Annotated in this window: 27 protein-coding genes and 4 tRNA genes; 23 read left to right on the top strand and 8 right to left on the bottom strand. The window is 52.7% G+C overall.

Annotated features, from left to right (window positions below; translation table 11 throughout):
• Positions 1 to 115: 115 nt before the first annotated feature.
• Genes I9W95_RS11080 through tusD form a run of 5 tightly spaced genes read right to left on the bottom strand, consistent with a single transcriptional unit; the run spans position 116 to position 2398 of the window.
• On the bottom strand, positions 116 to 1078 hold the full coding sequence (locus tag I9W95_RS11080; RefSeq protein WP_225674826.1) for a glycosyl transferase family protein: 963 nt from the start codon (positions 1076 to 1078) through the stop codon (positions 116 to 118).
• Entirely contained in the window at positions 1075 to 1389 is a 315-nt protein-coding gene (locus tag I9W95_RS11075; RefSeq protein WP_225674824.1) for a TusE/DsrC/DsvC family sulfur relay protein, read from the bottom strand. The genes I9W95_RS11080 and I9W95_RS11075 overlap by 4 nt, the downstream gene beginning before the upstream one ends.
• A complete protein-coding gene (locus I9W95_RS11070; protein WP_225674822.1) occupies positions 1389 to 1658 on the bottom strand; it encodes a DsrH/TusB family sulfur metabolism protein in 270 nt (89 codons plus the stop codon). The genes I9W95_RS11075 and I9W95_RS11070 overlap by 1 nt, the downstream gene beginning before the upstream one ends.
• Before the next feature lies 1 nt (position 1659).
• Positions 1660 to 2007, bottom strand: coding sequence for a DsrE family protein (locus tag I9W95_RS11065; protein WP_225674820.1), 348 nt, complete (start codon positions 2005 to 2007; stop codon positions 1660 to 1662).
• A gap of 1 nt (position 2008) precedes the next feature.
• Positions 2009 to 2398, bottom strand: a complete 390-nt coding sequence (gene tusD, locus I9W95_RS11060; RefSeq protein WP_225674818.1) for a sulfurtransferase complex subunit TusD — start codon at positions 2396 to 2398, stop codon at positions 2009 to 2011.
• A gap of 142 nt (positions 2399 to 2540) precedes the next feature.
• On the opposite strand from tusD, the gene I9W95_RS11055 reads away from it, so the two are divergent.
• Positions 2541 to 2631, top strand: a tRNA-Ser gene (locus tag I9W95_RS11055).
• A 56-nt stretch (positions 2632 to 2687) separates the two neighbouring features.
• Here I9W95_RS11055 and I9W95_RS11050 read toward each other — a convergent pair.
• The gene (locus I9W95_RS11050; RefSeq protein WP_225674816.1) at positions 2688 to 2831 is read right to left on the bottom strand and encodes a hypothetical protein; all 144 of its coding nucleotides are present in this window, start codon (positions 2829 to 2831) and stop codon (positions 2688 to 2690) included.
• Between the two features lie 88 nt (positions 2832 to 2919).
• Positions 2920 to 3843, bottom strand: coding sequence for a histone deacetylase family protein (locus I9W95_RS11045; protein ID WP_225674814.1), 924 nt, complete (start codon positions 3841 to 3843; stop codon positions 2920 to 2922).
• Between the two features lie 86 nt (positions 3844 to 3929).
• On the opposite strand from I9W95_RS11045, the gene I9W95_RS11040 reads away from it, so the two are divergent.
• From I9W95_RS11040 to I9W95_RS11000, 9 genes are all read left to right on the top strand, one after another.
• Positions 3930 to 6644, top strand: a complete 2715-nt coding sequence (locus I9W95_RS11040; protein ID WP_225674812.1) for a bifunctional acetate--CoA ligase family protein/GNAT family N-acetyltransferase — start codon at positions 3930 to 3932, stop codon at positions 6642 to 6644.
• A gap of 88 nt (positions 6645 to 6732) precedes the next feature.
• The gene (gene uvrY, locus I9W95_RS11035) at positions 6733 to 7377 is read left to right on the top strand and encodes a UvrY/SirA/GacA family response regulator transcription factor (RefSeq protein ID WP_225674810.1); all 645 of its coding nucleotides are present in this window, start codon (positions 6733 to 6735) and stop codon (positions 7375 to 7377) included.
• The gene (gene uvrC / locus I9W95_RS11030; protein WP_225674808.1) at positions 7377 to 9197 is read left to right on the top strand and encodes an excinuclease ABC subunit UvrC; all 1821 of its coding nucleotides are present in this window, start codon (positions 7377 to 7379) and stop codon (positions 9195 to 9197) included. Before uvrY ends, uvrC begins: the two co-directional genes overlap by 1 nt.
• Before the next feature lie 16 nt (positions 9198 to 9213).
• A complete protein-coding gene (pgsA, locus tag I9W95_RS11025; RefSeq protein ID WP_225674806.1) occupies positions 9214 to 9762 on the top strand; it encodes a CDP-diacylglycerol--glycerol-3-phosphate 3-phosphatidyltransferase in 549 nt (182 codons plus the stop codon).
• Between the two features lie 134 nt (positions 9763 to 9896).
• Positions 9897 to 9972 (top strand) — tRNA-Gly (locus tag I9W95_RS11020).
• Positions 9973 to 10144: 172 nt separating this feature from the next.
• Positions 10145 to 10218 (top strand) — tRNA-Cys (locus I9W95_RS11015).
• Positions 10219 to 10257: 39 nt separating this feature from the next.
• A tRNA-Leu gene (locus I9W95_RS11010) sits at positions 10258 to 10343 on the top strand.
• Between the two features lie 75 nt (positions 10344 to 10418).
• Complete coding sequence (locus tag I9W95_RS11005) at positions 10419 to 11297, top strand: radical SAM protein (RefSeq protein ID WP_225674805.1); 879 nt, start codon at positions 10419 to 10421, stop codon at positions 11295 to 11297.
• Entirely contained in the window at positions 11297 to 11818 is a 522-nt protein-coding gene (locus I9W95_RS11000; RefSeq protein WP_225674803.1) for a DUF1285 domain-containing protein, read from the top strand. The genes I9W95_RS11005 and I9W95_RS11000 overlap by 1 nt, the downstream gene beginning before the upstream one ends.
• A gap of 90 nt (positions 11819 to 11908) precedes the next feature.
• On the opposite strand, the gene I9W95_RS10995 is transcribed toward I9W95_RS11000, so the two are convergent.
• Entirely contained in the window at positions 11909 to 13549 is a 1641-nt protein-coding gene (locus I9W95_RS10995; protein WP_225674801.1) for an electron transfer flavoprotein-ubiquinone oxidoreductase, read from the bottom strand.
• Positions 13550 to 13892: 343 nt separating this feature from the next.
• On the opposite strand from I9W95_RS10995, the gene I9W95_RS10990 reads away from it, so the two are divergent.
• From I9W95_RS10990 to gorA, 13 genes are all read left to right on the top strand, one after another.
• Entirely contained in the window at positions 13893 to 14642 is a 750-nt protein-coding gene (locus I9W95_RS10990; RefSeq protein ID WP_225674799.1) for an electron transfer flavoprotein subunit beta/FixA family protein, read from the top strand.
• A gap of 15 nt (positions 14643 to 14657) precedes the next feature.
• On the top strand, positions 14658 to 15584 hold the full coding sequence (locus I9W95_RS10985) for an electron transfer flavoprotein subunit alpha/FixB family protein (RefSeq protein ID WP_225674797.1): 927 nt from the start codon (positions 14658 to 14660) through the stop codon (positions 15582 to 15584).
• A gap of 116 nt (positions 15585 to 15700) precedes the next feature.
• A complete protein-coding gene (locus I9W95_RS10980; protein WP_225674795.1) occupies positions 15701 to 17047 on the top strand; it encodes a UDP-glucose dehydrogenase family protein in 1347 nt (448 codons plus the stop codon).
• Positions 17044 to 18573: a type II secretion system ATPase GspE gene (gene gspE, locus I9W95_RS10975; RefSeq protein ID WP_225674793.1), complete on the top strand. Its 1530-nt coding sequence runs from the start codon at positions 17044 to 17046 to the stop codon at positions 18571 to 18573. Before I9W95_RS10980 ends, gspE begins: the two co-directional genes overlap by 4 nt.
• A 7-nt stretch (positions 18574 to 18580) precedes the next feature.
• Entirely contained in the window at positions 18581 to 19792 is a 1212-nt protein-coding gene (gene gspF / locus I9W95_RS10970) for a type II secretion system inner membrane protein GspF (RefSeq protein ID WP_225674791.1), read from the top strand.
• Positions 19793 to 19801: 9 nt separating this feature from the next.
• On the top strand, positions 19802 to 20242 hold the full coding sequence (gene gspG, locus I9W95_RS10965) for a type II secretion system major pseudopilin GspG (RefSeq protein WP_225674789.1): 441 nt from the start codon (positions 19802 to 19804) through the stop codon (positions 20240 to 20242).
• A gap of 3 nt (positions 20243 to 20245) precedes the next feature.
• On the top strand, positions 20246 to 20824 hold the full coding sequence (gene gspH, locus I9W95_RS10960; RefSeq protein WP_225674788.1) for a type II secretion system minor pseudopilin GspH: 579 nt from the start codon (positions 20246 to 20248) through the stop codon (positions 20822 to 20824).
• Positions 20817 to 21179, top strand: coding sequence for a type II secretion system minor pseudopilin GspI (gspI, locus tag I9W95_RS10955; protein WP_225674786.1), 363 nt, complete (start codon positions 20817 to 20819; stop codon positions 21177 to 21179). Before gspH ends, gspI begins: the two co-directional genes overlap by 8 nt.
• On the top strand, positions 21179 to 21898 hold the full coding sequence (gene gspJ / locus I9W95_RS10950) for a type II secretion system minor pseudopilin GspJ (protein ID WP_225674784.1): 720 nt from the start codon (positions 21179 to 21181) through the stop codon (positions 21896 to 21898). The genes gspI and gspJ overlap by 1 nt, the downstream gene beginning before the upstream one ends.
• Entirely contained in the window at positions 21898 to 22923 is a 1026-nt protein-coding gene (gspK, locus tag I9W95_RS10945; RefSeq protein ID WP_225674782.1) for a type II secretion system minor pseudopilin GspK, read from the top strand. The genes gspJ and gspK overlap by 1 nt, the downstream gene beginning before the upstream one ends.
• Before the next feature lie 6 nt (positions 22924 to 22929).
• Positions 22930 to 24141, top strand: coding sequence for a type II secretion system protein GspL (gspL, locus tag I9W95_RS10940; RefSeq protein WP_225674780.1), 1212 nt, complete (start codon positions 22930 to 22932; stop codon positions 24139 to 24141).
• Complete coding sequence (gene gspM / locus I9W95_RS10935) at positions 24138 to 24665, top strand: type II secretion system protein GspM (RefSeq protein ID WP_225674779.1); 528 nt, start codon at positions 24138 to 24140, stop codon at positions 24663 to 24665. Before gspL ends, gspM begins: the two co-directional genes overlap by 4 nt.
• Before the next feature lie 10 nt (positions 24666 to 24675).
• A complete protein-coding gene (gene gorA, locus I9W95_RS10930) occupies positions 24676 to 26031 on the top strand; it encodes a glutathione-disulfide reductase (protein ID WP_225674777.1) in 1356 nt (451 codons plus the stop codon).
• Positions 26032 to 26147: the final 116 nt, after the last annotated feature.

Below are 26147 nucleotides of genomic sequence, written 5' to 3'. Positions count from 1 at the left end.
TCCGACGTTTCGGAAGGCCCCTCTATGAGGACAAGGGGCCTGGAATATTTCGCAAAAGTTCAAATAAAAATTTGTGGGACAGCAGTGGCGCCTAAGGCGCTTTTTTTAATGGCTGCTAACCGAGGCTTTCTTTGTTTCGTTCAGACCAGGCCTGTTCTGCTGCAAGACGGTTGGCATCAACATCGTTGTTGCGTTTGATGATGCACAGGGCAAGCGCTGCCGTATTCAGTATCGCCTCCAGTGCGTAGTCATCTGCGCTTTCGCCACGCCACACTTGCTTTAATGCATCGATGGTTGGCTCGCTGAACTTGTCTTCGTAGTGAGATGTCTTGTTGGCAATACTCAGTTCGCTGAGCTCACCGCTGATACATAACTGCGCCTTACAGGTGCGCTCAGGGTTCACTTCGAACTCGCCACCTTCACCCTTAATCACAACGCATTCGCGCTGGTTTATTGCGGCTGCCTGTGCGTGTACTGGTGCATATCCAGGGTGGAAAACCCCCTGAACGCTGGGTATTCCTGCCGGTGCGATGGTTTTCATGACGGTATTGATTGGAGAGCGAACGCCGAGAACGCTCTTCAATCCCAGCCATTGTTGCAGGCCCGGATTGATGGCCGAGCACGGTAGGTAGGCCAGGCCAGTGCTTGTATTAAACTGCTGTGCCTCACTGAGGTGTTCCAGTCCGAATGCACTGAATACTTCATGCAGGTAGAGGCGGCCTGCGGTATGCGCTTCGGTGCCGTGTACCAGAATGCGATAGCCCATTTGCTGAAGTAATACCATGCTCAGGAAGCACCAGAATGGCTGACGGCGTTTGCCTGCATAGGATGGCCAGATCAGATCGGCATTGAGGTTCTCCGGCCAGAGTTCATTGATGGCCGCTGCAAATCCCGCCAGTTCCTCCGGGCTTTCTTCTTTAACACGCATTAGCATGAAAATGGCACCGATCTGTTCTGGCAGAGCGTCTCCTGACAGCATGTGTTGCATGGTGAAGCGTGCTTCCTCAAAGGTCATGCTGCGGCTACCGTTTTTACCACGGGCGAGGATTCGAACATAGTCAGCCAGTGGGTGGCTCATAAGCAATTCTCCGGACGGGGCAGGCCTGCGATCTTGGCGGCCAGTTTGGCCGGGCTCCCCGGAAACAAAGTCATCAGATAAATACTGCTCGCCTTGTCAGCGCCAAGACGTTCGCGAATGTAGCGGCTCAGCGGACGCATAGCCGGTGATAATTCAAATTCTTCGTAGAAATGCCTGAGCAGGTTGATGATTTCCCAATGAGCGTCTGTAAGCTCAATGTTTTCGCTCGCAGCCAGTGCCTGAGCTACGCCTTCATTCCAGTCGTCGAGGTTTATCAGAAAACCATCTTTGTCGAGTGCGGGGGATGTCATCAGAACCAGCTCACGGTTTTGTCGAAGGTAAGAGTGAGGGCAACCCATTCGCTGTCACTGATCAGGCGCACATTCTGCTGGGATTGAGCTCTTATGCCACGTATTTCAGCGTCCTTCTGACGCATCAGAAGACTGTCGGACAGACTCGCGAAGCTGGTTAGCAGACAAGCGTCACCAAGGAGCAAAATCGCGTCACCATCCAGCCAGCTACTGGTTATCCGTGTCAGTACATCCTGGTTGGCGCTATAGAGTTGATGCAGTGTGGCCATATCAGAAGCTCAGGCAATGTTTGGCATTGGCGATTGTCTGGCGGATGGCGTCATCATCCATCGGCTCAGCAACCGGTAGCAGCTGGTCGCTGTTGGCGGTCAGCGGTATCAGGTCCTGTGAGCGAAATCCGATTTTTTCTATGTCGTACATCGGAAATGCCTTGAGTAATTTGTCTGGCGATTTCCCGCCGGATTTTCTTGCTGACTGATCTTTATAAAGCCAGGCGATTCCGGCGCCCAGGCAGATAACCTGCACATCGTGTTCAAATGTGGCCAGGGCCAGAGCCAGTTCGGCAGCTTCTGGGTCGGGCGTCGGTGGCATTGTCAGCAGAATACAGACATTGGTCATATCAGAATTCCATAACCCGGTCGGACTTCAGGCAGGCCTCTGCCATTTCACCAAGACCGCTAAGCTCGAAATGTTCGGCACAGGTGACGGCTGGCAGGTCGTAGCGCAGCTGTTCTTCTTTGTTGCATATGCCCCTTCTTAAGGCATTGGCAATGCAAAGCTGCAAAGGGAACTGAAACTGTTCCGCCAGCGCTTGCCATTGGCTGGTGACGGAAGCTTGCCCCTGAATTGGCTGAAGGGTGTTCAGTCCGCAATAAACGGCATCCTGATAGAAAAAGACCCTATCAATGCGGTGCCCCTGAGCGACAACTTCCTGAAGAAAGTCGAGGGCTATCTGATGTTGGCCAGAAGCAAAGGGGGCTGAGCGGATAAGGAAAGTAAATGAAGCCATATTGATCATCCGGGACGATGCGCTAATGGTATCGGTTTGGCCTGGCGGTTTAAACGCTTGAATGCGGTTTGGGGCGTATCGTATTGATTTATAAAAAAAAGTATTGACGCAGAAATTCAGTTGAGTATTATACGCAGCGTTCGGAGGGATGGCTGAGCGGTTGAAAGCACCGGTCTTGAAAACCGGCATACGTTAATAGCGTATCTAGGGTTCAAATCCCTATCCCTCCGCCATATTCAAAAAGGCCCGTGTGAAAACACGGGCCTTTTTCTTTGCCTTTTATTCGGTGCTACAGATTGAATGCCTGAACAATCAATCCCAGGCTTATGGCCGAAATAATACTGATGGCCAGCCACTCAGCACGGTAGATGGTACGCAACAGTTGCCGATTCAGTCTTTCTTTCTCTGCGATCGATACATCTTTAATGAGCACAGTACACCTCCGGGTCTATTCTCCCAGCATGCACTGAGCGACCCGGATTATGTGTTGGCATTGTGTGGAATTGTGTTTCTGATCGTAATCAGGCTTTCAGCATTTCACTGACAAAGGCGCTTACCGAGCGGCCGAGGGCATTCAGATCGTAGCCCCCTTCGAGAATAGCAACCCAGGGCGTGTGGCGGCCTTTGGTGTACTGGGTGATCTGTTCGCCAAGCCAGCGGTAATCATCATCTTCAAGACACAGTTCTGCCATCGGATCATCGCGGTGGGCATCGAATCCAGCGGAGACGATAATCACTTCAGGGGCGAAGCCGCGTAGCTTTGGCAGCCACTGTTCTTCAATTTTGCGCCGGAATTCATCACTGCCGGTGCCTGCATCAAGGTAGACGTTGATGAGGTTGTTGTACTTCGTTTCTTCGTAGTGGGAATAGGGGTAGAAGGGGTGCTGGAAGCTCGAGAGGATCAGAAAACGCTGATCATTCTGCAGTATGTCGACGGTGCCATTACCCTGGTGTGCATCGAAATCGAGAATTGCGATTCGCTGGGCGTGATGGACCTCGGCCGCACGTAATGCCGTTATCGCCACATTATTGAAAAAACAAAAGCCCATACTCTTGCGGTGCTCAGCATGATGGCCGGGTGGTCTAACGGCAACGAAGGCGTTGCTGTAGGTACCTTTCATAACATCATCAAGCGCTTTTGTGCTGGTGCCGACGGAATAGAGAGCTGCATCAAGACTACCTGAGGACATCGGTGTATCCTCGTCCACATAAATATGACCCTGCTTCGGCTGAATCAGGTGCAGCTGGTCGACGTAACCGTGGCTGTGGGCGCGCAGAATATCGGGCATATTTGCCTGCTCGCCATCGATCACAGTGAGATGCTCCCAGACGCCTCTCGATTTCAGCTGGTGTTCGATGGCCAGAATACGCATGGCATGTTCCGGGTGATCGTCACCGGTGTCGTGTGACAAATGTTGCTGAAATGTATAGTAGGCAGTCGTCATAACGCGTTCTGGGCCACATAACCGTCAAAACAGCAGTGTATCGTCGGGTCAGGGCCGGCGCCAACTAAACTTAAGGATCACATGATATGGGAACACGCTCACTGGAGTTGTTCTTCGAACCGAAAACCATCGCCGTGATAGGTGCATCGGAAAGGCCGGGAAGCCTGGGTGGTGCCATTGTACGAAATCTGATCAATGGCGAATTTCCCGGCATCATCATTCCTATAAACAGTAAGGGATACAAGGATGTGTACGGCGTGCCTGCACTGGCTCGCATTGGTCAGCTGGAGACACAGGTTGATCTGGCCATCATCTGTACGCCGGCAGAAACCGTTCCCAAGATCATCAAGCAGCTGCATAGTAAGGGCGTTGGAGCGGCGATGCTGCTTACGGGTGGTATTGCTCGTACCCGATCCTGGCAGTTCAGACCGTCATCAGATCGACTGAATCAGGTGATTCAGCAAACGCGCATGCGCATTCTCGGGCCGGATTGCCTGGGCATGGTGATTCCGGGCCGCAAACTGAATGCCAGCTTCCTGCATGTGCCCGTTCGCCCGGGACATATCGCCTATGTTGGTCAATCCGGAACCCTGGCGTCAGGTGTAATGGATTGGGCGTTCAGTCGCCGTATTGGCTTTTCTCATGTGCTGACGCTGGGTAAGAGTCAGGACGTTACACTCTCTGATCTGATCGACTACATCACTCAGGAACCGCCGGTTCGTACACTGCTGATTCAGCTGGACGAGATCGGTTCAGGAAAAACCCTGATCCGGGCGTTACGCGCAGCGTCTCGCCACAAGCTGGTGCTGGCGGTAAAGAGTAATCGTTTCCAGGAGAATCCGCTTAACCGTATTGCCACCCCTAAGGGCTTGCGCAGCCGTGATTCTCTGGTGGATGAAACACTGGCGCGTGCGGGGGTGCTGCGGGTATCGGCCACTGACGAGCTGTTTGACTGTGTGGATGCCCTCAGTCAGCGTCGCGAAACCTTTGGTCCGCGTCTGGCAATCATTGCCAACGGACGCGGTCCAGCCATTCTGGCGATGGATCGCCTGTTGCACGATAAAGGGGTACTGGCGACTCTGTCGGATGACACTCGTACGCATCTGCGTGGCTTGCTGCCGGAATACCTGCGCACGGAGAACCCGATTCTTCTCAACCCGGAACTGAAGCCACAGCAACTGACAGCCGTAACCAATACTCTGCTGCGTGATAAGCAGGTCGATGCCGTTCTGGTGGTTTACATTCCGAGCCTGGGTTCAGATCCGCTGGCAAACGCCGAGGCTCTTGTGAAAATTGCCAAAGCGACTAACAAAACCATTCTTACCAGCTGGATGGGGGAGTACTCGGTTGAGGCGGCTCGTGATTGCTTTGATCAGAACGGAATTCCGACGTTTGACACGCCCGACAATGCGATTAAATCCTATATGTATATGGTGCAGCATCAGCGTACTCAGGATTTGTTGCGCGAAACACCAGAGAGTCTCGAGATTCCGGTGTCTTCTGCTCACATCGAAGTTGATCGTGAGATTCTGACCCTGCATCGTCCGGGAGATTACCTGCTGCCGGATCATGCCTGGAAACTGCTGAATGCCTACGGTTTCTCCTGCACGGAAAACCGCTACTGCGACAGTCTCTCCGGCTTGCTGAGTGTGGCCGACGAGGTTAAAGGCCCATGGGTTCTGAGGGTTCATCACCGCGACTATCTGTATCCGTTTGCATACGGTAACAACCCACGTGAACGTTTGCGGTCAGTCGTAAGGGATCTGAAAAGTCATGAGGATGTTACTCAGGCGGCGGAATCTCTTGAAGGTCAGATCGCTGAAGCTTTCCCGGATAGTCCCGTTATGGGCTATACCCTGCAAACCATGCAGCGTGCGCTGGATAACCTGCAGTTCTCCTTTGGCATCGGCCGTGATTCTGAGGTCGGCCCGTACCTGTTCTTTGGTGGTGGTGGTTCAACAGCCGATATTCTGGTGGATCGGCAGGTGGCCTTGCCGCCACTGAATGCCAACCTGGCGGAAAAACTGATTAAACGCAGCCACTTCTATCAGGTGCTCAGTGAGCGTTCTGAAAACATTGAGCGCGAGCTGATTACGCTGGAGCGCTGGCTGGTTGCGCTGTCCCATATGGCTCTGAATCATCCATGGATTGCAGGCTTTGAAGTGAATGCAATCCGTCGCCAGGTCGGCCGCTACATGGTTATCGGTGTGGCTGGTGAGGTAGGGCACCCGGTCAAACCGGCTATACAGCCGTATCCTACTGAGTTGGAAAGCCAGTATGAAAGCAGAAATGGCCATGCTTATGACATCCGTCCCATTCGTGGTGAGGATGAACCACTTCTTGAGGCGTTCTATCAGCGTCTCAGTCCGGAGTCACTGAGGCTGCGTTTCTTTTCGGCCCGCAGACAGTTCGATCACAAAGAGCTTGCGCGCTTTACTCAGATTGATTACGACCGCGAAATGGCCTTCGTTGCTTTACGTGACGGGGTTTTGTACGGCGTTGTGCGGGTCTGGATTGATGCTGACGACGTGGCCGCTGAGTTCTCCGTGATCATCGATGACAATTGTCGTGGAGAAGGGCTAGGACTGCGTCTGATGCAGGGCATTATTGAATATCTGACCAAGCGTGGTGTTCTGCAGATATTCGGTACTGTGTTGCCTCACAATACCGGTATGCTAAAGCTCGCCCAGCGTTTAGGGTTCTCCCAACACCATAATATGGATGAAGGGGTAGTAGAGGTTGGTCGCAACCTTAATCCGATGAAGTACGCATGGCAGAGAAAACGCATGTACCCCCTGTAGGCGGTTTGATATATTTCTCACCCATAATAAAGCCAGCGCTCTTATGGCGGCTGCGTATGATAAAGAACAGAGTGTAACGGGGTGACCCTTGATTAAAGTGCTGGTTGTCGATGACCACGAGCTGGTTCGCTCGGGTATTTCTCGTCTGCTGACAGACGCAAAGGGAATTGATGTAGTCGGTGAAGCAGCAAGTGGGGAAGAAGCAGTGCAGTTTGCTAAAGAGCAGCAGCCTGACGTTATCCTCATGGATATTCGCATGCCGGGAATCGGTGGCCTTGAAGCCACGCGCAAAATTGCCCGTCACAACCCGGATATTCAGGTTATTGCGGTTACAGCCTGTGATGACAACCCGTTTGCTGCTCGTTTGTTGCAAGCGGGTGCTTCCGGTTATATCACCAAAGGTGCTGACGCCGATGAAATGGTCACTGCCATCGTTAAGGTAAAAAGTGGTCAGAAATATATCAGCCCTGAGATTGCTCAGCGTATGGCGCTTAAGCCATTTCAACAGGATCAGGTTTCACCATTCGACGAGTTGTCTGAGCGTGAGATGCAGATTGCGCTGATGATTGTTGGCTGCCAGAAAGTAGCCGAGATCAGTGAAAAGCTGTTCCTTAGTCCGAAAACGGTGAATAGTTATCGCTACCGTATTTTTGAGAAACTGAGTATCGACAGTGATGTTGAGCTGACGCACCTGGCGGTGCGTTACGGCCTGGTGGATCCATCCAATAACTGATGTCCGACTTTGATATCAAATCCTTCCTGACGACCCTGACGCAGCGCGCCGGGGTCTACCGGATGTACGCTGCCGATGATGAGTTGCTCTACGTCGGTAAGGCAAAAAACCTTAAGAACCGTGTTTCAAGTTACTTTCGTGCCCGTGGTCTGAACGCCAAGACCGTGGCACTGGTCAGTCACATTCATCACATTGAAGTGACGGTTACCGCGAGTGAGGCGGAAGCACTGCTGCTTGAACAGACGCTGATTAAACAGCATCGGCCTCAGTACAACATCCTGCTGAAGGACGATAAGTCCTATCCGTATCTGCATCTCTCTGATCATAACTATCCGTTGCTGGCGTATCGTCGTGGTAAAAAGCGCAAATCCGGCCGTTACTTTGGCCCATACCCGAATGCAACGGCGGTACGAGAGTCGTTGAATTACCTGCAGCGCCTGTTTTTATTGCGCAACTGCGAAGACAGCTATTTCAATCATCGTTCACGCCCGTGCCTGCAATACGAAATCAAGCGCTGCTCAGCGCCTTGTGTCGGGCATATATCGCAGCAGGGCTACGACGACAGTGTTCGTCAGGCAACCCTGTTTTTGCAAGGCAAGGCGGCAGAGCTGCTGCGCGAACTGCAACAGACGATGATGGCTGCATCGGAAGCTCTGGAGTTTGAGCGGGCAGCAGCACTGCGAGATCAGATTGAGCTGTTACGCCAGATTCAGGAAAAACAGTTTGTCGACTCCGGTCAGGGGGAAGCCGATGTATGGGCGATGACCGACTGGCAGAATGTGCTGTGTATTCATCGTCTGGTATTCCGCCAGGGGCGATTGCTGGCCAGTAAAAATTATTATCCGCGTAATCCGGCTGGTGATGACGATACGGAGCTGCTGGCAGGCTTTATAGCGCAATTTTATCTGGCCGATCATGCTCAGGAAGGTGTGCCGAAAGAGGTGGTTGCCGAACTACCAGCAGAAACCATGGAGCCGATTACAGAAGCTTTGCGTCTGAGTATTGGTCGCCGGGTTAGCCACTCCCGAGGTCAGCGGGGTCAGAATCGCAAGTGGCTGGTTATGGCGCAGGAGAACGCCCGTACAGGCGCGCAAGCGCAGGTTTCCGGGCGGCAGGAGTCAGCGCGCAAGCTGGAAGAAGTGAAGCAGCTGCTGCATCTTAGCGATGCACCTGCACGGATCGAATGCTTTGATATCAGTCATGCGCAGGGTGAAGCCACTTATGCGTCCTGTGTGGTGTATGGAGCAGAAGGTCTGATGAAAGATCGCTATCGCCGCTTCAGTATTCGCGACGTTGCTGCCGGGGACGACTATGCGGCGCTGGAGCAGGCAACCCGTCGCCACCTGACCCGTTTAAAGGAACAGGATGATCTGCCAGGACTGTTATTGATTGATGGCGGAAAAGGACAGGTGGCTCGCGTTGCTGAAGTACTCGAAGAGCTGGCGATTTCCACTGTGGCATTGTTCGGTATATCGAAAGGTGAAACCCGGAAATCTGGCTGGGAATTCCTGTGGGAAGCCGGCGCGGCAACGCCTATAATGCCTGAAGCTCATAACGAAGGGTTCCGCTTATTACAGTGGGTTCGGGATGAGGCCCACCGCTTTGCCATCACCGGCCATCGCAAGGCGCGAGCGAAAAGCCGCAGTCAGAGCGATCTTGAGTCGCTGGAAGGGGTTGGGCCTAAGCGGCGGAAAGAACTGTTGCTGTACTTTGGCAGCCTTAGAAACATGCGTGGTGCCCCGAAAGAAGAACTGGAAAAGGTGCCCGGTATCAGTAAGAAACTCGCCGAACAGATATTTATTCAGCTTCACGGTGAGTAATGGAGATAAGACGTCTATGAATTTGCCCAATATCCTGACCCTGAGCCGCATCGTAATGATTCCATTGATGGTGGTCGCCTTTTACTGGCTGGGGGATCTGGGTAAGCAGGTTGGCGCCTTTCTGTTTGCGCTGGCGGCTGTCACAGATTGGTTTGATGGCTACCTCGCGCGCAAGCTCAATCAGTCGACGCCGCTGGGTGCTTTTCTTGATCCTGTGGCCGACAAGTTGATCGTTGCGGTGGCCTTGGTGTTGCTGGTTGAGCACTATGCGACTCTGTGGCTGACTATTCCGGCGGCGATTATTGTTGGCCGTGAAATTGTCATCTCAGCGTTACGCGAATGGATGGCTGAGCTTGGTAAGCGCGCCAATATTGCCGTTTCCTATATCGGTAAGGTGAAAACCACGGCGCAGATGGGTGCCATCACTGTGCTCATGGGGGCCGGAGACATCACCTGGCTGGTTGAGGTAGGTTACGTTGGCCTGTACGTCGCTGCTGTGCTGACGATCTGGTCGATGATGGTTTACCTGCGTGCTGCCTGGCCTGAATTACGCTCTACGCGCTGATAACGTAAGTGGTTGAGCTGTATCGGCTTTTGTCGTTTGCGGTACGATAAAAGAATTATCGGCTAAGTGCTTAAAAAGTAAGAAAAAAACACTTGACTCATAAGCTGCACAGTATAAAATGCGCAGCACTTTCAGCGGGAATAGCTCAGTTGGTAGAGCACAACCTTGCCAAGGTTGGGGTCGCGAGTTCGAATCTCGTTTCCCGCTCCAAATTCTTTTCTGGAATTGAAAGTAAGAGTGGTGGCGAACGCTGCCGGGCGACCAGGGGTCGCAAGCTGGAACGCCAGCCCGGTCAAATCTCGTTTCCCGCTCCAGTTTTTCAAAAAGTCGATAAAGTTCGGCTTTTGGGCGCAAGCCCACATCTTTGTCTCTAAAGATTTTCGGCGCGATAGCAAAGCGGTTATGCACTGGATTGCAAATCCACGTAGGCCGGTTCGACTCCGGCTCGCGCCTCCATTATTCGGTGACTCCTATTCGCCGAGCGCGTGGCAAGATGCCCCGGTGGTGAAATTGGTAGACACAAGGGATTTAAAATCCCTCGGCTTCTGGCTGTGCCGGTTCGAGTCCGGCCCGGGGCACCATCCCAACTCTGAATTCCTTCTTATCTTGTCTCTTGCGGTAAACTATCGCTTATTCTGATTTGCACAGGCTTTTCTATGTTTAATTACATTGAACCCGTATTTCGCCCGCCCAGCGAAGCTCGCTCTCTGATTCTTCAGGTAACCAATGGCTGCTCGTGGAATAAATGCACTTTCTGCGACATGTATACGCAGCCGCAAAAGAAATTCCGTGCTCGTGATGAAGAAGAGGTTCTGGCAGAGATTCGCCAGGCTGCGGCTATTGGTCCTCGCTTTGAAAAGGTGTTCCTGGCTGATGGTGACGCTATGGTTCTGCCAAGCCGCCGCCTGATAAACATCCTGCAGGCTATTCGCGAGCATCTGCCGTGGGTTAAGCGTGTCGGAGCTTATTGTTTGCCGCGTAATATTCGCAAGAAAACAGCACAAGAGCTCGCTGAAATGCAGACCCTCGGGCTTGGAATTCTTTATGTTGGTGCCGAAAGTGGTGATGATCAGGTGCTGGAGTTTATTAAGAAGGGCGAAAGCTGGCAGTCAACGCTGGATGCGCTGCTTAAAATCAAAGAAGCCGGCATCAAGTCATCTGTAATGATTCTGAATGGCATGGGTGGTGTTGCTTACAGTAATCAGCATGCGGTGAATTCTGCACGCCTGATGAATGAAGCTCAGCCAGAGTTTTTGTCGACTCTGGTAGTGAGCTACCCGCTTGGAGATCAGCGTGTGGTTGAAGGCTTTGGCGGTAACTATCAGTTGCCATCTCAGCACGATTTATTCGTTGAGTTAAAAACTCTTATCAGTCATCTGGATCTTACCAACACCATCTTTCGCAGTGATCACGCGTCGAATTATCTGCCGCTCAAAGGCACGCTGGGGCAGGATAAGGCCGATATGCTTGCGCAATTGGATATGGCGCTGGAAGGGCGCATTGCACTGCGCCAGGAATGGCAGCGGGGTCTCTGATGTCGTTATCTGAACTGCTTTCTCAGGCCGGACTGGATAAAGAAGTTAAAATCCCGCCGGTTGAGAAATGGAACCCGGAGCTTTCCGGCGATATGGATATGATCGTCCGCAAGGACGGTACCTGGTGGCACGAGGGTGGTCAGATAAAGCGACAAGAGCTGGTACGCTTGTTTGCCAGCATTCTGAAGCGTGAAGGTGATGACCACTTCCTGGTGACGCCAGTGGAAAAGTGGCGGATTCGGATTGAAGACAGACCGCTATTGGTGGCCATGGTGGAGTTTGAGCCAGATGGCATCAGGGTCCTGACCAATGGCGGAGACTCATTTGTTGTCGGTAATGATCATCCTCTGATCGTTTCTGAGCTCGATGGCGTAGAGGTGCCGGAAGTGCTGGTACGTGCAAACCTTTGGGCCAGATTTTCCCGGAATGCGTTTTATCAGTTGAGTGACTGGGCTGTTGAAGAAGCAGGGCGCATTGGCGTCGTGAGTGGTGGTCGATTCTTCGCGCTGGAGTCTGAATGAGGCCTTCGGCGCAGGTAAAAGAGCATAAAAAAAGGAGCCCTGAGGGCTCCTTTTTTTATGCAGGTTGAGCCGGTCTCCCGGCTCGTGGCCTTACATGTTCGGATAGTTAGGACCGCCGGCACCTTCTGGAGTAACCCAGGTGATGTTCTGCGACGGATCTTTAATATCACAGGTTTTGCAGTGTACACAGTTCTGCGAGTTGATCTGGAAACGCTGACCGTTTTCATCTTCAACGATTTCGTATACACCGGCAGGGCAGTAGCGCTGAGCTGGCTCGTCCCATTTTGGCAGGTTAACCGCCAGAGGGATGGAGTCATCTTTCAGCTTCAGGTGACAAGGCTGGTCTTCTGCATGGTTTACGTTACCGATGAATACAGAATCCAGCTTGGCGAAGCTCAGTTTGCCATCTGGTTTCGGGTAATCGATCTTCGGACACTCAGAAGCAGGCTTCAGAGTGGCGTAGTCTGGCGTAGTGTCATGCAGAGTGAATGGCATCGGCATGATGTTCTGATCGATGTAGTTGAAGGCACCGCCCAGGAAAGTACCGAACTTGTGCATTGCTGGGCCGAAGTTGCGGCTGCGGTGCAGTTCCTGCCATGCCCATGAGGCTTCGAAGGCAGTGGTGAATTCGGTTACTTCGTCATTCTCACGACCAGCCTGAATCGCTTTGAACAGCTCTTCAGCAGCTACCAGGCCGCTCTTCATGGCGGTGTGAGTGCCTTTGATCTTGGCGAAGTTCAGAGTGCCGGCGTCACAGCCAACAACCAGACCGCCAGGGAAGGTCATCTTAGGCAGGCAGTTCAGGCCGCCTTTGGCGATAGCGCGGGCACCGTAAGAGGCACGCTTGCCGCCATCCAGGTATTTGGCAATCACAGGGTGATGCTTCATGCGCTGGAATTCGTCGAATGGGCTTACGTGTGGGTTGCTGTAAGACAGGTCGGTAATCAGACCAACAACCACCTGGTTGTTTTCGGCGTGGTACAGGAAGAAACCACCGGAAGAACCGGATTCGCTCAGTGGCCAGCCAGCACCGTGCAGAACCAGACCTTCTTCGTGTTTGGCTGGATCGATATCCCACAGTTCTTTGATGCCGATACCGTAGTGCTGAGGGTCTTTGCCTTCATCCAGCTTGTATTCAGCAATCAGCTGCTTGCCCAGGTGGCCGCGACAGCCTTCAGCAAATACGGTGTACTTGGCACGCAGTTCCATGCCTGGTACGTATTCATCTTTAGGCTGGCCATCATGACCAACACCCATGTCGCCGGTCACGATGCCTTTGATGGCGCCATCTTCGACAATGTATTCGGCAGCAGTAAAACCTGGGTAGATTTCTACGCCCAGAGCTTCAGCCTGCTCTGCCAGCCAGCGACATACGTTGCCCAGAGACACGATGTAGTTACCATCGTTGTGCATCGGCTTAGGAATCATCCAGTGAGGTGTTTTCACGGATTTTTCTTCGCTGGTCAGGAAGTAAACTTCGTCGCCCTTAACGGCGGTGTTCAGCGGAGCGCCCATCTCTTTCCAGTTAGGAAACAGTTCGGTCAGAGCGCGATCTTCGATCACGGCGCCGGACAGAATGTGTGCACCTACCTCAGAGCCTTTTTCAACCAGACACACTGACAGTTCAGTGCCGGCTTCTTCGGCCAGTTGTTTCATACGACAAGCAGTGGAAAGGCCGGCAGGACCGCCGCCTACAATCACTACGTCATATTCCATTACATCACGTTGCATATTTATCTCCTCGGTAGTGTCTGGGAGCTGTAATCGTTGAGTGTTGCCTATTCTACGGGGTATATCTATGCCTGAATGGAAAAATTCAAACGCCCGTATGAATTTAGCCAAGCATTATACGTAGGGTGTGGCGCTAGGCAACTGATTTAGCAGGTAAATTGCCCGGAAATCCAGCGAAAATTGCCATATGACGGCGAGTTGCGACAGGCTGCTATTGACGCTTGGGGGAAACATCCGAATAATGTGGCGCGCTGGAAAGGGCGTCCAAGTGTGACTGTGTCATCATGTCGGCGTTGTTATATACAGCCCTTTATTCATCCACCAAGTTAAATACGAGGAATCTATGAAGGTTCTTGTCGCTGTTAAACGCGTTATCGATTACAACGTAAAAGTTCGCGTTAAGTCAGACAACTCAGATGTCGATCTGACCAACGTTAAAATGGCTATGAACCCATTCTGCGAAATCGCAGTGGAAGAAGCTGTACGCCTGAAAGAGAAAGGTGTGGCGACTGAAGTGGTTGTAGTTTCTATTGGTCCTAAAGTGGCTCAGGAACAGATCCGTACTGCTCTGGCACTGGGTGCTGATCGCGGTATTCTGATCGAAACCGAAGAAAAACTGGAGTCTCTGACTGTAGCTAAACTGCTGAAGTCTGTTGTTGAAAAAGAACAGCCTCAGCTGGTTCTGATGGGTAAGCAAACCATCGATAGCGACAACAACCAGACTGGCCAGATGCTGGGTGCACTGACTGGTATGCCTCAGGGTACTTTCGCTTCTGAAGTTGCAGTTGAAGGCGACAAAGTTAACGTGACCCGTGAAATCGACGGTGGTCTGCGTACTGTTGCTCTGAATCTGCCAGCGATCGTAACTACAGACCTGCGTCTGAACGAGCCACGTTACGCATCTCTGCCTAACATCATGAAAGCCAAGCGTAAGCCTCTGGACGTTACTACTCCTGCAGATCTGGGTGTTGAAGTTAAATCAACCCTGTCTCTGGTTAAAGTAACTCCACCAGCAGAGCGTTCTGCCGGCATCAAAGTTGCCAGCGTAGATGAGCTGGTAGAAAAACTGAAGAACGAAGCCAAAGTTCTGTAATTAGGGGATTGTGTAATGGCTATTTTAGTAATCGCAGAGCACGATAATGCATCTCTGAAAGGTGCAACTCTGAACACTGTTACTGCTGCGACTCAGATCGGTGGCGACGTAGAAGTACTGGTTGCTGGTAGCAACTGTGGTGCCGCTGCTGAAGCTGCTGCGAAAATCGCAGGTGTTAGCAAGGTACTGGTAGCGGATAACGCTGCATACGAGTATCAGCTGGCTGAAAACATGGGTGAACTGGTTGCCGAGCTGGGCAAAAACTACACTCACATCCTGGCAGCCTCTACCACTACTGGTAAAGATTTCCTGCCACGCGCTGCAGCGCTGCTGGACGTAAACATGCTGTCTGACATCATCAAAGTTGAAGATGCAGAAACTTTTGCACGTCCTATCTACGCTGGTAACGCTATTGCGACTGTTAAGTCTGCTGACGCTATCAAAGTAATGACCGTTCGTGGTACTGCTTTTGATGCAGCTGCTGACACTGGTTCTGCTGCTGTTGAAGCGATCGATGTTGTTAAGAACGCTGGTATCTCTGCTTTCGCACGCGAAGAGCTGGCTAAATCTGACCGTCCTGAACTGACTGCTGCCAAGATTGTTATCTCTGGTGGTCGTGGTATGCAGAATGGCGACAACTTCGAAATGCTGTACAAAGTGGCTGACAAGCTGGGTGCTGCTGTTGGCGCATCCCGTGCTGCGGTTGACGCTGGTTTCGTACCAAACGACATGCAGGTTGGTCAGACTGGTAAGATCGTTGCTCCTGAACTGTACGTTGCAGTTGGTATTTCCGGCGCGATTCAGCACCTTGCTGGTATGAAGGACTCTAAAGTTATTGTTGCTATCAACAAAGACGAAGAAGCTCCTATCTTCCAGGTTGCTGATTACGGCCTGGTAGCAGACCTGTTTGAAGCAGTGCCTGCTCTGGAAAATGCTCTGTAATTTCAGCAGCTTAGAAAAACCCGGCCAAGGCCGGGTTTTTTTATGTCATGCAGTTGTCATTTTTTCGTAATAAGGTAACGTACAGCGAAAACGACAGATCTCTGTAGGGAAAATTTGTGAATATTACAGTTGTGGGGACAGGTTACGTTGGACTGGTAACCGGAGCCTGTTTTGCGGAAATGGGCAATACAGTCACCTGCGTGGATGTAGACAGCACTAAGATTGCTGCTCTGGAAGAAGGCATCATTCCGATTTATGAACCTGGCCTGGAGGCCATTGTTCAGGAAAACCAGAAGGCGGGACGCCTGCGCTTTACTCATTCTCTTGAAGAGGCGATGGAAGAGTCGGCTCTTTATTTTATCGCCGTCGGCACTCCGCCAGGAGAAGACGGTTCGGCAGACCTTTCTCACGTTTTGGATGTGGCCGCTGAAATTGGCCGCAATCTTAGCCAGGATGCGATTGTCGTCAATAAATCAACCGTGCCTGTTGGTACCGCAGCAAAGGTACAGGCTGTTATCACTGAACAGCTGAATGCTCGCGGCGTAGCCTTTGGTTTTGATGTTGTCTCAAATCCGGAATTCCTTAAAGAAGGGGCTGCGGTTGAAGATTTCATGCGCCCGGATCGTATCATTATTGGTGTTGAATCCGAGCGTGCTCGTCAGGTGATGGCGGATCTGTACCACACCTTCTCACGCAATCACGATAAGCTGATGTTTATGGGTGTGCGTGATGCTGAGCTGACCAAGTATGCTGCTAACGCCATGCTGGCGACCAAAATCTCGTTTATGAATGAGATGGCCAACCTTGCTGAGCGTATGGGTGTTGACATTGAAAACGTACGCAAGGGCATTGGCTCCGACTCGCGTATCGGTTACTCCTTTATTTATCCAGGCTGTGGCTACGGTGGTTCCTGCTTCCCGAAAGACGTTAAAGCACTGATGCGTATGGGTGAAGAGTACGACTTTGAAACCCGCATTCTGCGTGCAGTGGAAGACCGTAATCAGGCGCAGAAGCATCGCCTGTTCGAAAAACTGACCGAGCGCTTTGGTAATGATCTTTCTGGTCGTGTCATCGGCGTATGGGGTCTGGCGTTTAAGCCAGGTACTGACGATATGCGCGAAGCCAGCTCCATTCCGTTGATAAATCAACTGACCGCGGCCGGTGCGGTTGTGCGCGCCTACGATCCGGTAGCCATGGAAGAAGCGCCAAATCACTTCGCTGCGGAACTATTTGAGCAGGGGCGGATCATTCTCTGTGATCATCAGTACGATGCGCTGGCGGATGCCGATGCCATGGTACTGGTCACTGAGTGGAAGCCATTCCGCCAGCCAGACTTTAATGCAATGAAGAAGCTGCTTAAACAGCCGGTAATTATTGATGGCCGCAACCAGTACGACCCTTACTCATTGAAAGTGCAGGGGTTCGATTATTCGGGTATCGGCCGGGACTTTGGTGACGCATGAGCGAAGCAGCAATTCAACAGGACGTGATCGCGGAAGATAACAACAGAGTCGCGGCCTCCAGTCTCGCCACCCGCTTGCCATTTGGTTTTGCCAAACGCTACGGTGTGCTGGTTGAAGGCAGTGGTGAATTGCTGCGTGTACTGCATAAAGACGGTCTGAATGCACAGGTGGTGCTTGAGATTCAGCGCTTTCTGTCGGCGCCGTTCCGTATGGAAGCGGTATCGTCGGATGAATTTGAACGTCGCCTCGGCCTCGCCTACCAGAGTGATTCTTCTGAAACCATGGAGATGGTGGAAGGCCTGGGTGATGAAATGGATCTGGCCAGCCTGGCGGATTCAGTCCCTGAAACCGAAGACCTGCTGGAACAGGAAGGCGATGCGCCGATCATTCGCCTGATCAACGCCTTGCTGACTGAAGCCGTAAAAGAGAGCGCTTCGGATATCCATATTGAAACCTATGAGAAGCGCCTGGTTGTGCGCTTCCGGGTCGACGGTGTTTTACGTGAAGTAGTGCAGCCTAAGCGAGCACTGGCGGCACTGTTGATTTCCCGTATTAAGGTTATGGCCAAGCTGGATATTGCTGAAAAGCGTATTCCGCAGGATGGTCGAATTGCGCTGCGTATCGGTGGTCGCGAAGTGGATGTACGGGTATCCACCATGCCGTCCAGTTTCGGAGAGCGCGTTGTAATGCGTCTGCTGGATAAGCAGGCAGGGCGCCTTAGTTTGTCGCAGCTGGGTATGGCGACACGTGATCTGAACGTGATGCGTAACATTATCAGCAAGCCTCACGGAATTATTCTGGTTACCGGCCCGACAGGCTCCGGTAAAACCACCACGCTGTACGGTGCTCTCAGCGATCTGAATGACACCAGCCGCAATATTCTGACCGTGGAAGACCCTATTGAATACAGCCTGCCCGGTATTGGTCAGACACAGGTAAATACCAAGGTGGATATGACCTTCGCCAAAGGTCTGCGTGCCATTCTGCGTCAGGACCCGGATGTGGTGATGATTGGTGAAATCCGCGACCTGGAAACGGTGGAAATTGCTATTCAGGCCTCTCTGACGGGTCACCTTGTGTTGTCTACCTTGCACACCAATACCGCCATTGGCGCCGTGACGCGCTTGCAGGATATGGGTGTTGAACCCTTCCTGTTGTCCTCCAGTCTGATTGGCGTTATCGCTCAGCGACTGGTGCGAACTCTGTGTAACGACTGCAAGGAAGAAGCCACTGCGACAGCCAGTGAATGTGAAATGCTCGGCGTTGCAGCTGATAACCCACCACAGATTTACCACGCTAAAGGCTGTGACAAGTGTAATCAGCTGGGCTATCGCGGACGACAGGGTATTTACGAAATTATCGAAGTGGATGAGACCATGAAAACGCTCATTCACGATCGCGCCGGTGAACAGGCTATGGAACAGCATGCGCGCCGTCTGGGACCAAGCATTCGTCAGGATGGTATCCGCAAGGTACTCGCCGGTAGTACGACGGTGGAAGAATTGCTGCGGGTTGCCAAGGGCTGATTAACCTATGGGTGCGTTCGTATATCAGGCCATTGATGAGCGTGGCAAACAAAAGAAAGGCGTGCTTGAGGCCGATAGTGCCCGTCAGGTGCGCCAGCAGCTGCGTGAGAAGGGCTGGATGCCCCTCGAAGTTGAGCAAACCACGCAGAAGCAGAAAACAGAAAGCCTGTTTAATCGCAGTCCCGGGCTGACTGTGCCAGAGTTGGCGCTGATTACCCGCCAGCTGGCTACCCTGATTGCTGCAGGCTTGCCCATTGACGAATCGCTGCGTGCGTTGTCTGAGCAGACAGGTAAACAGCGGATCAAAGCAATGATTCTGGCGATTCGTGCCAAAGTGCTGGAAGGCTACACCTTAGCCAAGGCGCTGGCCGAATATCCGCGCGCATTTCCTCACTTATACCGCTCTACAGTTGCTGCCGGTGAGCATGCTGGCCACCTGGATGGCGTTCTGAACCGGCTGGCAGACTACACCGAATCCCGTCAGGCGGCGGACCAGAAGATTAAACTGGCCGCGATGTATCCAATCATACTGTCGGTGGTGGCCATTGGTATTGTGATCGGCCTGCTTACCTATGTGGTGCCCGACATCGTTCAGGTGTTTGTTAAGAACGGGCAGGAGCTGCCTGGGCTGACTCAATTTATGCTTGATCTGAGCCATCTGATCACCGGTTGGGGGTTGTGGTTGGCAGGCATTGCCTTTATCGGGCTGATTGCCTTTGGCAGGGCGTTACGCAACGACAACTTTCGCCGTCGTTACCATGGCTTTTTACTCCGCACTCCCGGCCTTAAAGGTTTCGTTAAAGATGCCAATACAGCCCGATTTGGCAGCACGCTGGCGATTCTTACCAGCAGTGGCGTGCCGCTGGTCGAAGCCATGCGTATTGCCAGTCAGGTTGTCAGTAATCTGCCGATTCAGGCTGCGCTCGGCGATGCGACCGTTAAGGTCAGCGAAGGCGGTAGTCTGCATAAAGCGCTGGAGGAAACCGGCTATTTTCCACCGATTATGCTGCATATGATCGCAAGTGGTGAAAACAGCGGCGAACTGGACAGTATGCTGGCCCGTACGGCGGCTCAGCAGGAAGCGACTCTGGAAAATACGGTGTCTGCTCTGGTGAAAATCTTTGAGCCGGTCATGCTGCTGGTTATGGGCGGTATCGTGGCTTTGATTGTGGCGGCGATCATGCTGCCGATTCTTGAATTACAAAAAATGGTTCAGTAGGAGAAAGGAATGAAAACTATGCGTAATACTTCTCATCAGCAGGGTTTCACACTGCTGGAAGTGATGGTGGTACTGGCCATTATTGGCGGCATCATGGCGCTGGTTGCAACCAATATTATTGGTGCTGCTGGTGATGCCAACATCAAAACCACCAAGAGCCAGATCAAGCTGATGGAAAATGCACTCGATCTGTACAAACTGCATAACTACACCTATCCAACCACTGAACAAGGTCTGGAAGCACTGGTGCAGAAACCTACCAGTGCGCCTGAGCCGAAGAACTATCAGTCCGGCGGTTATCTGAAAGGCAATAAGGTACCTACCGATGCCTGGGGTAATGAATTCCTCTACTTCCTCGACAAAGGTAAGTATGAAATCGTCTCTCTGGGTGCCGATGGCCAGGAAGGCGGCGAAGAAGACGGTGCTGATATTTCCAGTCTGGACCAGTAATCAATGAAACACAGCCGGGCCTTCACCTTACTGGAAGTGCTGGTCGTTCTGGCTGTAATCGGCGGCCTGATGGCGCTTGTCACCATTAATGGCAGCGATCGTCAGGCGCAGGATGAGACCGAGCAGTTTGCCCGCAGACTGCTTGCCATCTTTGACTCGGCCCGTCAGGAGGCTGTGTTTCAGAATGTCGATCTTGGTATGGCGATGGATCAGCAATCCTTGCTGCTGCTGAGTTACCAGGATATTCACTCGCAAGAGTTTACGGCTAACAAATCCCGCGAAGAGCTCGATAAGCTGGCAAAAAATCCCTGGCAAACCTACAGCACCGGGCCTTTGCGCAGTGATATCGATGCACCAGAGCATGTCTATATGGCGCTTAAGGTAGATGGTCAGGCTATCGACTACAGCGACTTTCTCGATGGTGACGAAGGCCCGCGCCCGGCTCTGCTGTTCCTTTCTTCCGACGAATACACTCCCTATGAGCTGACGCTGGCCAGCGATCTCGATGAACGTTTCAGCCTGGTCGTGCGTGGTGATGGCTTTAATTCGCCTCTGCTGACAGTGGAGCGTTTCGGTGAATAAGCAGCGGGCCTTTACTCTGATCGAAGTCATGATCGCACTGACGGTGTTTGTTGCTATTGCGGTAACCATTACTCAGGTGTCGAGTCAGAGCACAGGAGGCCTGCTGTCGTTGCAGGACTCGACTATTGCATCCTTCGTTGCTGAGAATCGCATGGCAGAGCTGCGTCTCGCTGGCTTGCCGGATATCGGAGAAAGTAATGATCAGGCCGACATGGCCGATCGCGAATGGAAAATTCACACCAAGGTCGAAGCAACCAGTTTTCCCGACACGCGGCGCGTTACCATTTCAGTTGCCGATATGGTGAATAAGGACAGCTACGTTTTCTCCCTGATCAGTATTATGGGTAAGCACTGATGCATAAGCAGGCCGGCTTTACTCTGCTGGAGGTGCTGATTGCCGTTGCCATTACGGCTTCAATTGGCGTTGGAGCTGTACAGCTGCTCAGTAGCATTATCGACACCAAGCAGGCCACTGATATTCGCTCCGAAAAGCTGGCGAGCCTGCAGCGCTTTAATCTGGCTATCAGTCGTGACATCGAACAGCTCATCAACCGCCCTGTGCGCGATATTTATGGTGATACTCAGGAAGCCTTACTACTGGATTCCGGGGATTATCCGCTGGAATTTACCCGCACTGGCTGGCGCAATTCGCCAGTGGCGCAAGACCCTCGTTCAGAACTGCAGCGAATTGCCTATCGCACGGAGGATATCGACAGCGATGAATGCGAAAGTGCTCGTGTGCGTTTGCAATCCTGGGGGGTAACAGAGCCGGAAGGGGAGTGTCTCGTTCGTTACTACTGGCCAATGCTGGATCAGGCCCCGGATGCGGAGCCCTATACTCAGGTTGTGCTGGAACTTGTCGATCAGCTGGAGATTGAGTTGCTTGTCGAGGAACAGGCTGCTAGCAGTGGTGAATCGAGTCAGGCGCAGAGTCGCGACTGGTATGCAGCCTGGCCCGCTCTGAATGTGTCGGAGGCTGCGACCCTGACCCCGGTGGCAATGCGCTGGCGTATCCGTATGGCGGAAATAGGCGAGATCGAACGGCTGTGGTTGTTGCCCTGGGGAGAGTTCTGATGAGGTCAGCGCAACACCAGCGGGGGATCGCATTGATTACCGTGCTGCTTATCTTTGCCATTGTGTCGGTGCTGGCCACAGCCATGATTGAACGTCAAAGCTCGGATATTCAGCGCAGTGGAACCTTGTTTGCCTTGCAACAGGCGAGGGCGTATGTGCTTGGCGCTGAGAGTGCAGTGAAAACGGGGCTCTACCTCGATTGGGATAACAATAGAGATGTCGATCATGCCCAGGAAGAATGGGCACAGGAAAGGACCTTTCCTTTAGATCCGGGGACGGCGCGGATTCAGATTCAGGATGCTCAGGGGCGATTCAATCTTAACGGGCTGAGCAAGCAGGCAAGTAATCGTTCTTTGCAGAAAGAGCGCTTTACACAATTGCTGAATGAGCTGGGGCTGGACGTGGCAATCGCCGATAGTCTGAATCGCTGGATGGATCAGGAGTCACAGGAAGACGATCGTTACCTGTCGCTGGAAATGCCATATCGGGCGGCTTATCGCAATTGCAGTCACACCTCGGAACTGTTGCTGCTGGAAGGTGTTGATGCCGAAGCCTACCGTAGACTGGAACCCTATGTTGCCTGCTTGCCGATTACTGCGCAGCTCAATGTTAATACCGCTTCGGCCGTGGTACTGTCGGCACTGGATAGCGGGCTGTCACTGGCTGATGCAGAGGCTATAGTCGCAGCGCGCGGAGATAAGGGGTTTGCCACGGTTGACGATTTCTGGGCACTGTCGCAGGTTGAGCCTTTCACTAAGGCAAGCGCCAGCGCATCCTCAGACGAGGAGAAAACTGAGGCTAAGAACAGCAGCTGGGATAAGTCCGATTTCAGCGTTAAATCAGAATTTTTTGAAGCCTTTATACGCATTGAGCTGGGGGATCGCATAGCGACCAGCGAGTCGCTGATTCAGCGTGACAATGCGAGTGGAACAATGACAACGCTTTACCGCGATTACAGTCGTCGGGAAGCCCGTCGCGAGCCTCAGGCTCAGGTAACGACGGAAACAACGATGCCGAATGGATAGAAAATAATGGAAACAATCAGAGTTCAGTGGCACGCAGCCGATTCCGAATGGCTGGTCTCTCCTCTGGATAGCCCGGACTGGCAGTCTCTGCCGCAGTGGGCCGACAATGTTGCTGACCTGACTCAGGTGCGCCTGATTCTGTCGCCAGTGAATTATGCTACGCACTTCGTTTCGCTACCTGGTGTATCCGCGCGGCATATGCAGCGCGCACTACCGTTTGCACTGGAAGAGTCATTAATTGAAGACGTTGCCTCTTATCTGATCGTACCGGCTGGTCAGGCGGATAAGAAAACACGTGCATATGTGCTGTCAGCGGATCTGATTGAACGCTTGCTGGAGGCTTGTGAGGTTCTGCATCTGCAGGTGCGCGAACTGATTCCAGCGACTCAGCTGATGGAAGCGGATAGTTTTCAGCGATCGCAACTACAGAGTCAGAGTGGCTGGATGATTCGCTTGCCGGGGCGGTTTGAGGGCTGGGTGCCTGATGCTGCGCTAACGGCTGTGTGTGAGTCGCTGTTTGAGGAAATGACGGGTAACAGTCAGTCATTGGCGATTCTTGCGCCTCAGCTGGATCAGGCGCAACTACTGAAAACCACGCTGGAGACCAGCTTTCCCGAAGCGTTTGCAACGCTCCAGTGTCGGGTGTCAGAAGGCGTCAATGAAGCTCGTGACAAACTGACCGAGCGCGTGACCAACCTTTTGGTAGGGCGCTTCCAGGTGCGTGAGGCCATCGAAGAAAAACCAAAGGCCTGGTGGCGTCCGCTGGCCGCCATGGCGGCGGTTTGGCTGGTACTGGCAACTGGCTGGATGTTTATCGAGCAGCATGGCGCTGCGCAGAAAGCGGATCAGGTGTATAGCGAAACACTGGCCCTGTATAAGCGCCTGTTCCCGGGAGAGCGTATACGCTCCCTCGATCGGCAGATTCGTGAAAAAATCAATGGCGGGGGTGAGGCCCAGGGGGATGGGTTCCTGTCTTCGGTCAACGTGCTTGGCCGCGTTTACGCGGTACAGAAACTGCAGAAACAGGTGCAGATTATGTCGTTGCGCTTTAATGACCGGCTGCAGGAAGTCACGCTGGAAGTTCAGGCTGCCAGTCTGGCAGAGCTGCAGACTCTGCGTGCCGCGCTGGAAAAAGAAGGCCTGCGCGCTGAAGTAGCTTCCGCGACCAATGATAAGCAGGGCGTTAAGGGTCGTATTCGCATCGGAGGTGCTGCATGAGTCAGGTTCAGCAATTACGTGAACAGTTAACGCAGCAGCTGCAGCAGTCAACGTTGTGGCAGAGCGGCTCCCAATGGTACCAGGCGCTGCCGGCTCGTGATCGGCTTGTCGTGCGTATGCTCGGCTGGCTTTGTGTGGTTGCGCTGGTGTTCGTCGTTATTTATGCCCCGCTGATGAAAGCTCAGAAGAGCGCGACGCTTCGTCTGCAAAAGAACGTAGCGATGTATAACGACCTGGCTGAGAACGCTGGCCGTTTCGGCGGTGCCGGAAGCACCACGGCCAATGCTGATGCGCCATTGCTGGCAAGCGTTACCCAGCAGGCGCGCCAGGCGGGTATTGCCTTGTCACGGTATGAGCAGGATGGAAAGTCGCTGCGGATCTGGGTTGACCGGGCTTCGTTCGATGACGCGATTACCTGGCTTGAAGCAATGCAGGCGAGCAGTGGTGTCGTCGTCAGCCAGATTAATATTGATCGCACTGACCGACCAGGTCTGGTGGATATTCGCGCGACACTCAGTCGCTGAGGAATGAACGATGACGTTTGATTTTGAACTTCTGGTAATTGGTGCAGGCTCCGGTGGCGTACGTGCCAGTCGAATGGCCGCTGCTCGCGGCATTCGTACCGCGGTCGTCGAGAATCGTTATCTTGGTGGTACCTGTGTCAACGTTGGCTGTGTGCCGAAGAAGCTGTTCGTGTATGCCTCAGAGTATGCCGAGAAGTTTGAAGAGGCTGCAGGGTTCGGTGTTGAAGGCAGTCTTAATCGCTTTGACTGGTCAACGCTGCGGGATAATAAAACCAATGAAATCAAGCGCTTAAATGGGATTTATAATAATCTTCTTGAGAACTCGGGCGTTACCATTCTGAATGGCAGTGCGTCGTTGCTGGATGCTCATACGGTTAAGGTCGGCGATCAGACCTACAGTGCAGAGCGGATTCTGATTGCCACCGGCGGTTGGCCGGTTAAACCCGACATCCCTGGAGCGGAGCTGGGTATCACCTCTAATGAGGTGTTCTATCTCGACGAATTTCCACAACGAGTGGTCATCGTTGGCGGAGGGTATATTGCAGTTGAGTTCGCGGGTATTTTCAACGGCCTTGGAGCAGAAGCGCATTTACTGTACCGCGGTGAACAGATTCTGCGAGGTTTTGATCAGGATGTACGTGACTTCGCGTCTGCTCAGATTGCCCATAAAGGTGTGCGCATTCATACCGAAACGGATATCAAGCGGATTGATAAGCTCGATGACGGTACCCTGCGCTGCCAGCTTAACAATGGTGAATTGCTGGATGCTGATTGCGTTATGTTCGCAACAGGTCGCCGTCCGCAGACCGACGGGCTGAATCTTGAGGGCGTTGGTGTTGAGGTTCGTGATAATGGCACCATTGAAGTTGATCACTTCTTCCGTACCAGCGTGCCAAGTATATATGCACTGGGTGACGTGATTGGCACCCCGCAGCTGACACCGGTTGCGCTGGCACAGGCGATGAAACTGGTCGCTCACTGGTATGCCGGCGATCAGGAGCCAATGACTTACGATAACATCCCGACGGCGGTATTCTGCCAGCCAAATATCGCTACCGTCGGCCTGACAGAGGAGCAGGCGGTCAAACGTTATGGTGATGACATCACCGTGTTTGAATCCAGTTTCCGCCCGATGAAGCACACCATCAGTGGCTTGCCTGAGCGCACACTGATGAAACTGATTGTTCACACCAGCAGCGACCGGGTTGTTGGGGTGCATATGGTTGGTGCTGAAGCTGGTGAGATCATTCAGGGCCTGGCGGTAGCCGTGAAGGCGGGCGCTACAAAGGCTGTTTTCGACAGCACTATCGGTATTCACCCTACCGCCGCTGAAGAGTTTGTCACTATGCGCAGTCCTCGCGCCTGACACATTGTCAGACACAAAAAAGCCGGCTTTGAGCCACTGCTGTCCCACAGTTTGGAGTGACTGGATGTCACTCCAAACTGCAGCATTCCTCAGCTGCTGTTTTTCAATCTGAAACG

The organism is Thalassolituus marinus (genome assembly GCF_020320395.1).
In the GTDB taxonomy this organism is placed as follows: domain Bacteria; phylum Pseudomonadota; class Gammaproteobacteria; order Pseudomonadales; family Oceanobacteraceae; genus Venatoribacter; species Venatoribacter marinus.
This window is presented reverse-complemented; position numbering and strand designations above follow the sequence as displayed.

Coding starts and splice junctions, on each gene's coding strand:
- I9W95_RS11000 (WP_225674803.1), top strand. CDS start 11,297: ATGTCGTTATCTGAACTGCTTTCTCAGGCCGGACTGGATAAAGAAGTT.
- uvrC (WP_225674808.1), top strand. CDS start 7,377: ATGTCCGACTTTGATATCAAATCCTTCCTGACGACCCTGACGCAGCGC.
- gspL (WP_225674780.1), top strand. CDS start 22,930: ATGGAAACAATCAGAGTTCAGTGGCACGCAGCCGATTCCGAATGGCTG.
- I9W95_RS11080 (WP_225674826.1), bottom strand. CDS start 1,078: ATGAGCCACCCACTGGCTGACTATGTTCGAATCCTCGCCCGTGGTAAA.
- gspF (WP_225674791.1), top strand. CDS start 18,581: ATGGGTGCGTTCGTATATCAGGCCATTGATGAGCGTGGCAAACAAAAG.
- gspM (WP_225674779.1), top strand. CDS start 24,138: ATGAGTCAGGTTCAGCAATTACGTGAACAGTTAACGCAGCAGCTGCAG.
- I9W95_RS11045 (WP_225674814.1), bottom strand. CDS start 3,843: ATGACGACTGCCTACTATACATTTCAGCAACATTTGTCACACGACACC.
- gspH (WP_225674788.1), top strand. CDS start 20,246: ATGAAACACAGCCGGGCCTTCACCTTACTGGAAGTGCTGGTCGTTCTG.
- I9W95_RS10990 (WP_225674799.1), top strand. CDS start 13,893: ATGAAGGTTCTTGTCGCTGTTAAACGCGTTATCGATTACAACGTAAAA.
- gspK (WP_225674782.1), top strand. CDS start 21,898: ATGAGGTCAGCGCAACACCAGCGGGGGATCGCATTGATTACCGTGCTG.
- I9W95_RS11075 (WP_225674824.1), bottom strand. CDS start 1,389: ATGACATCCCCCGCACTCGACAAAGATGGTTTTCTGATAAACCTCGAC.
- gspJ (WP_225674784.1), top strand. CDS start 21,179: ATGCATAAGCAGGCCGGCTTTACTCTGCTGGAGGTGCTGATTGCCGTT.
- I9W95_RS10985 (WP_225674797.1), top strand. CDS start 14,658: ATGGCTATTTTAGTAATCGCAGAGCACGATAATGCATCTCTGAAAGGT.
- gspE (WP_225674793.1), top strand. CDS start 17,044: ATGAGCGAAGCAGCAATTCAACAGGACGTGATCGCGGAAGATAACAAC.
- I9W95_RS11040 (WP_225674812.1), top strand. CDS start 3,930: ATGGGAACACGCTCACTGGAGTTGTTCTTCGAACCGAAAACCATCGCC.
- tusD (WP_225674818.1), bottom strand. CDS start 2,398: ATGGCTTCATTTACTTTCCTTATCCGCTCAGCCCCCTTTGCTTCTGGC.
- I9W95_RS11005 (WP_225674805.1), top strand. CDS start 10,419: ATGTTTAATTACATTGAACCCGTATTTCGCCCGCCCAGCGAAGCTCGC.
- I9W95_RS11070 (WP_225674822.1), bottom strand. CDS start 1,658: ATGGCCACACTGCATCAACTCTATAGCGCCAACCAGGATGTACTGACA.
- gspG (WP_225674789.1), top strand. CDS start 19,802: ATGAAAACTATGCGTAATACTTCTCATCAGCAGGGTTTCACACTGCTG.
- pgsA (WP_225674806.1), top strand. CDS start 9,214: ATGAATTTGCCCAATATCCTGACCCTGAGCCGCATCGTAATGATTCCA.
- I9W95_RS10995 (WP_225674801.1), bottom strand. CDS start 13,549: ATGCAACGTGATGTAATGGAATATGACGTAGTGATTGTAGGCGGCGGT.
- I9W95_RS11065 (WP_225674820.1), bottom strand. CDS start 2,007: ATGACCAATGTCTGTATTCTGCTGACAATGCCACCGACGCCCGACCCA.
- gorA (WP_225674777.1), top strand. CDS start 24,676: ATGACGTTTGATTTTGAACTTCTGGTAATTGGTGCAGGCTCCGGTGGC.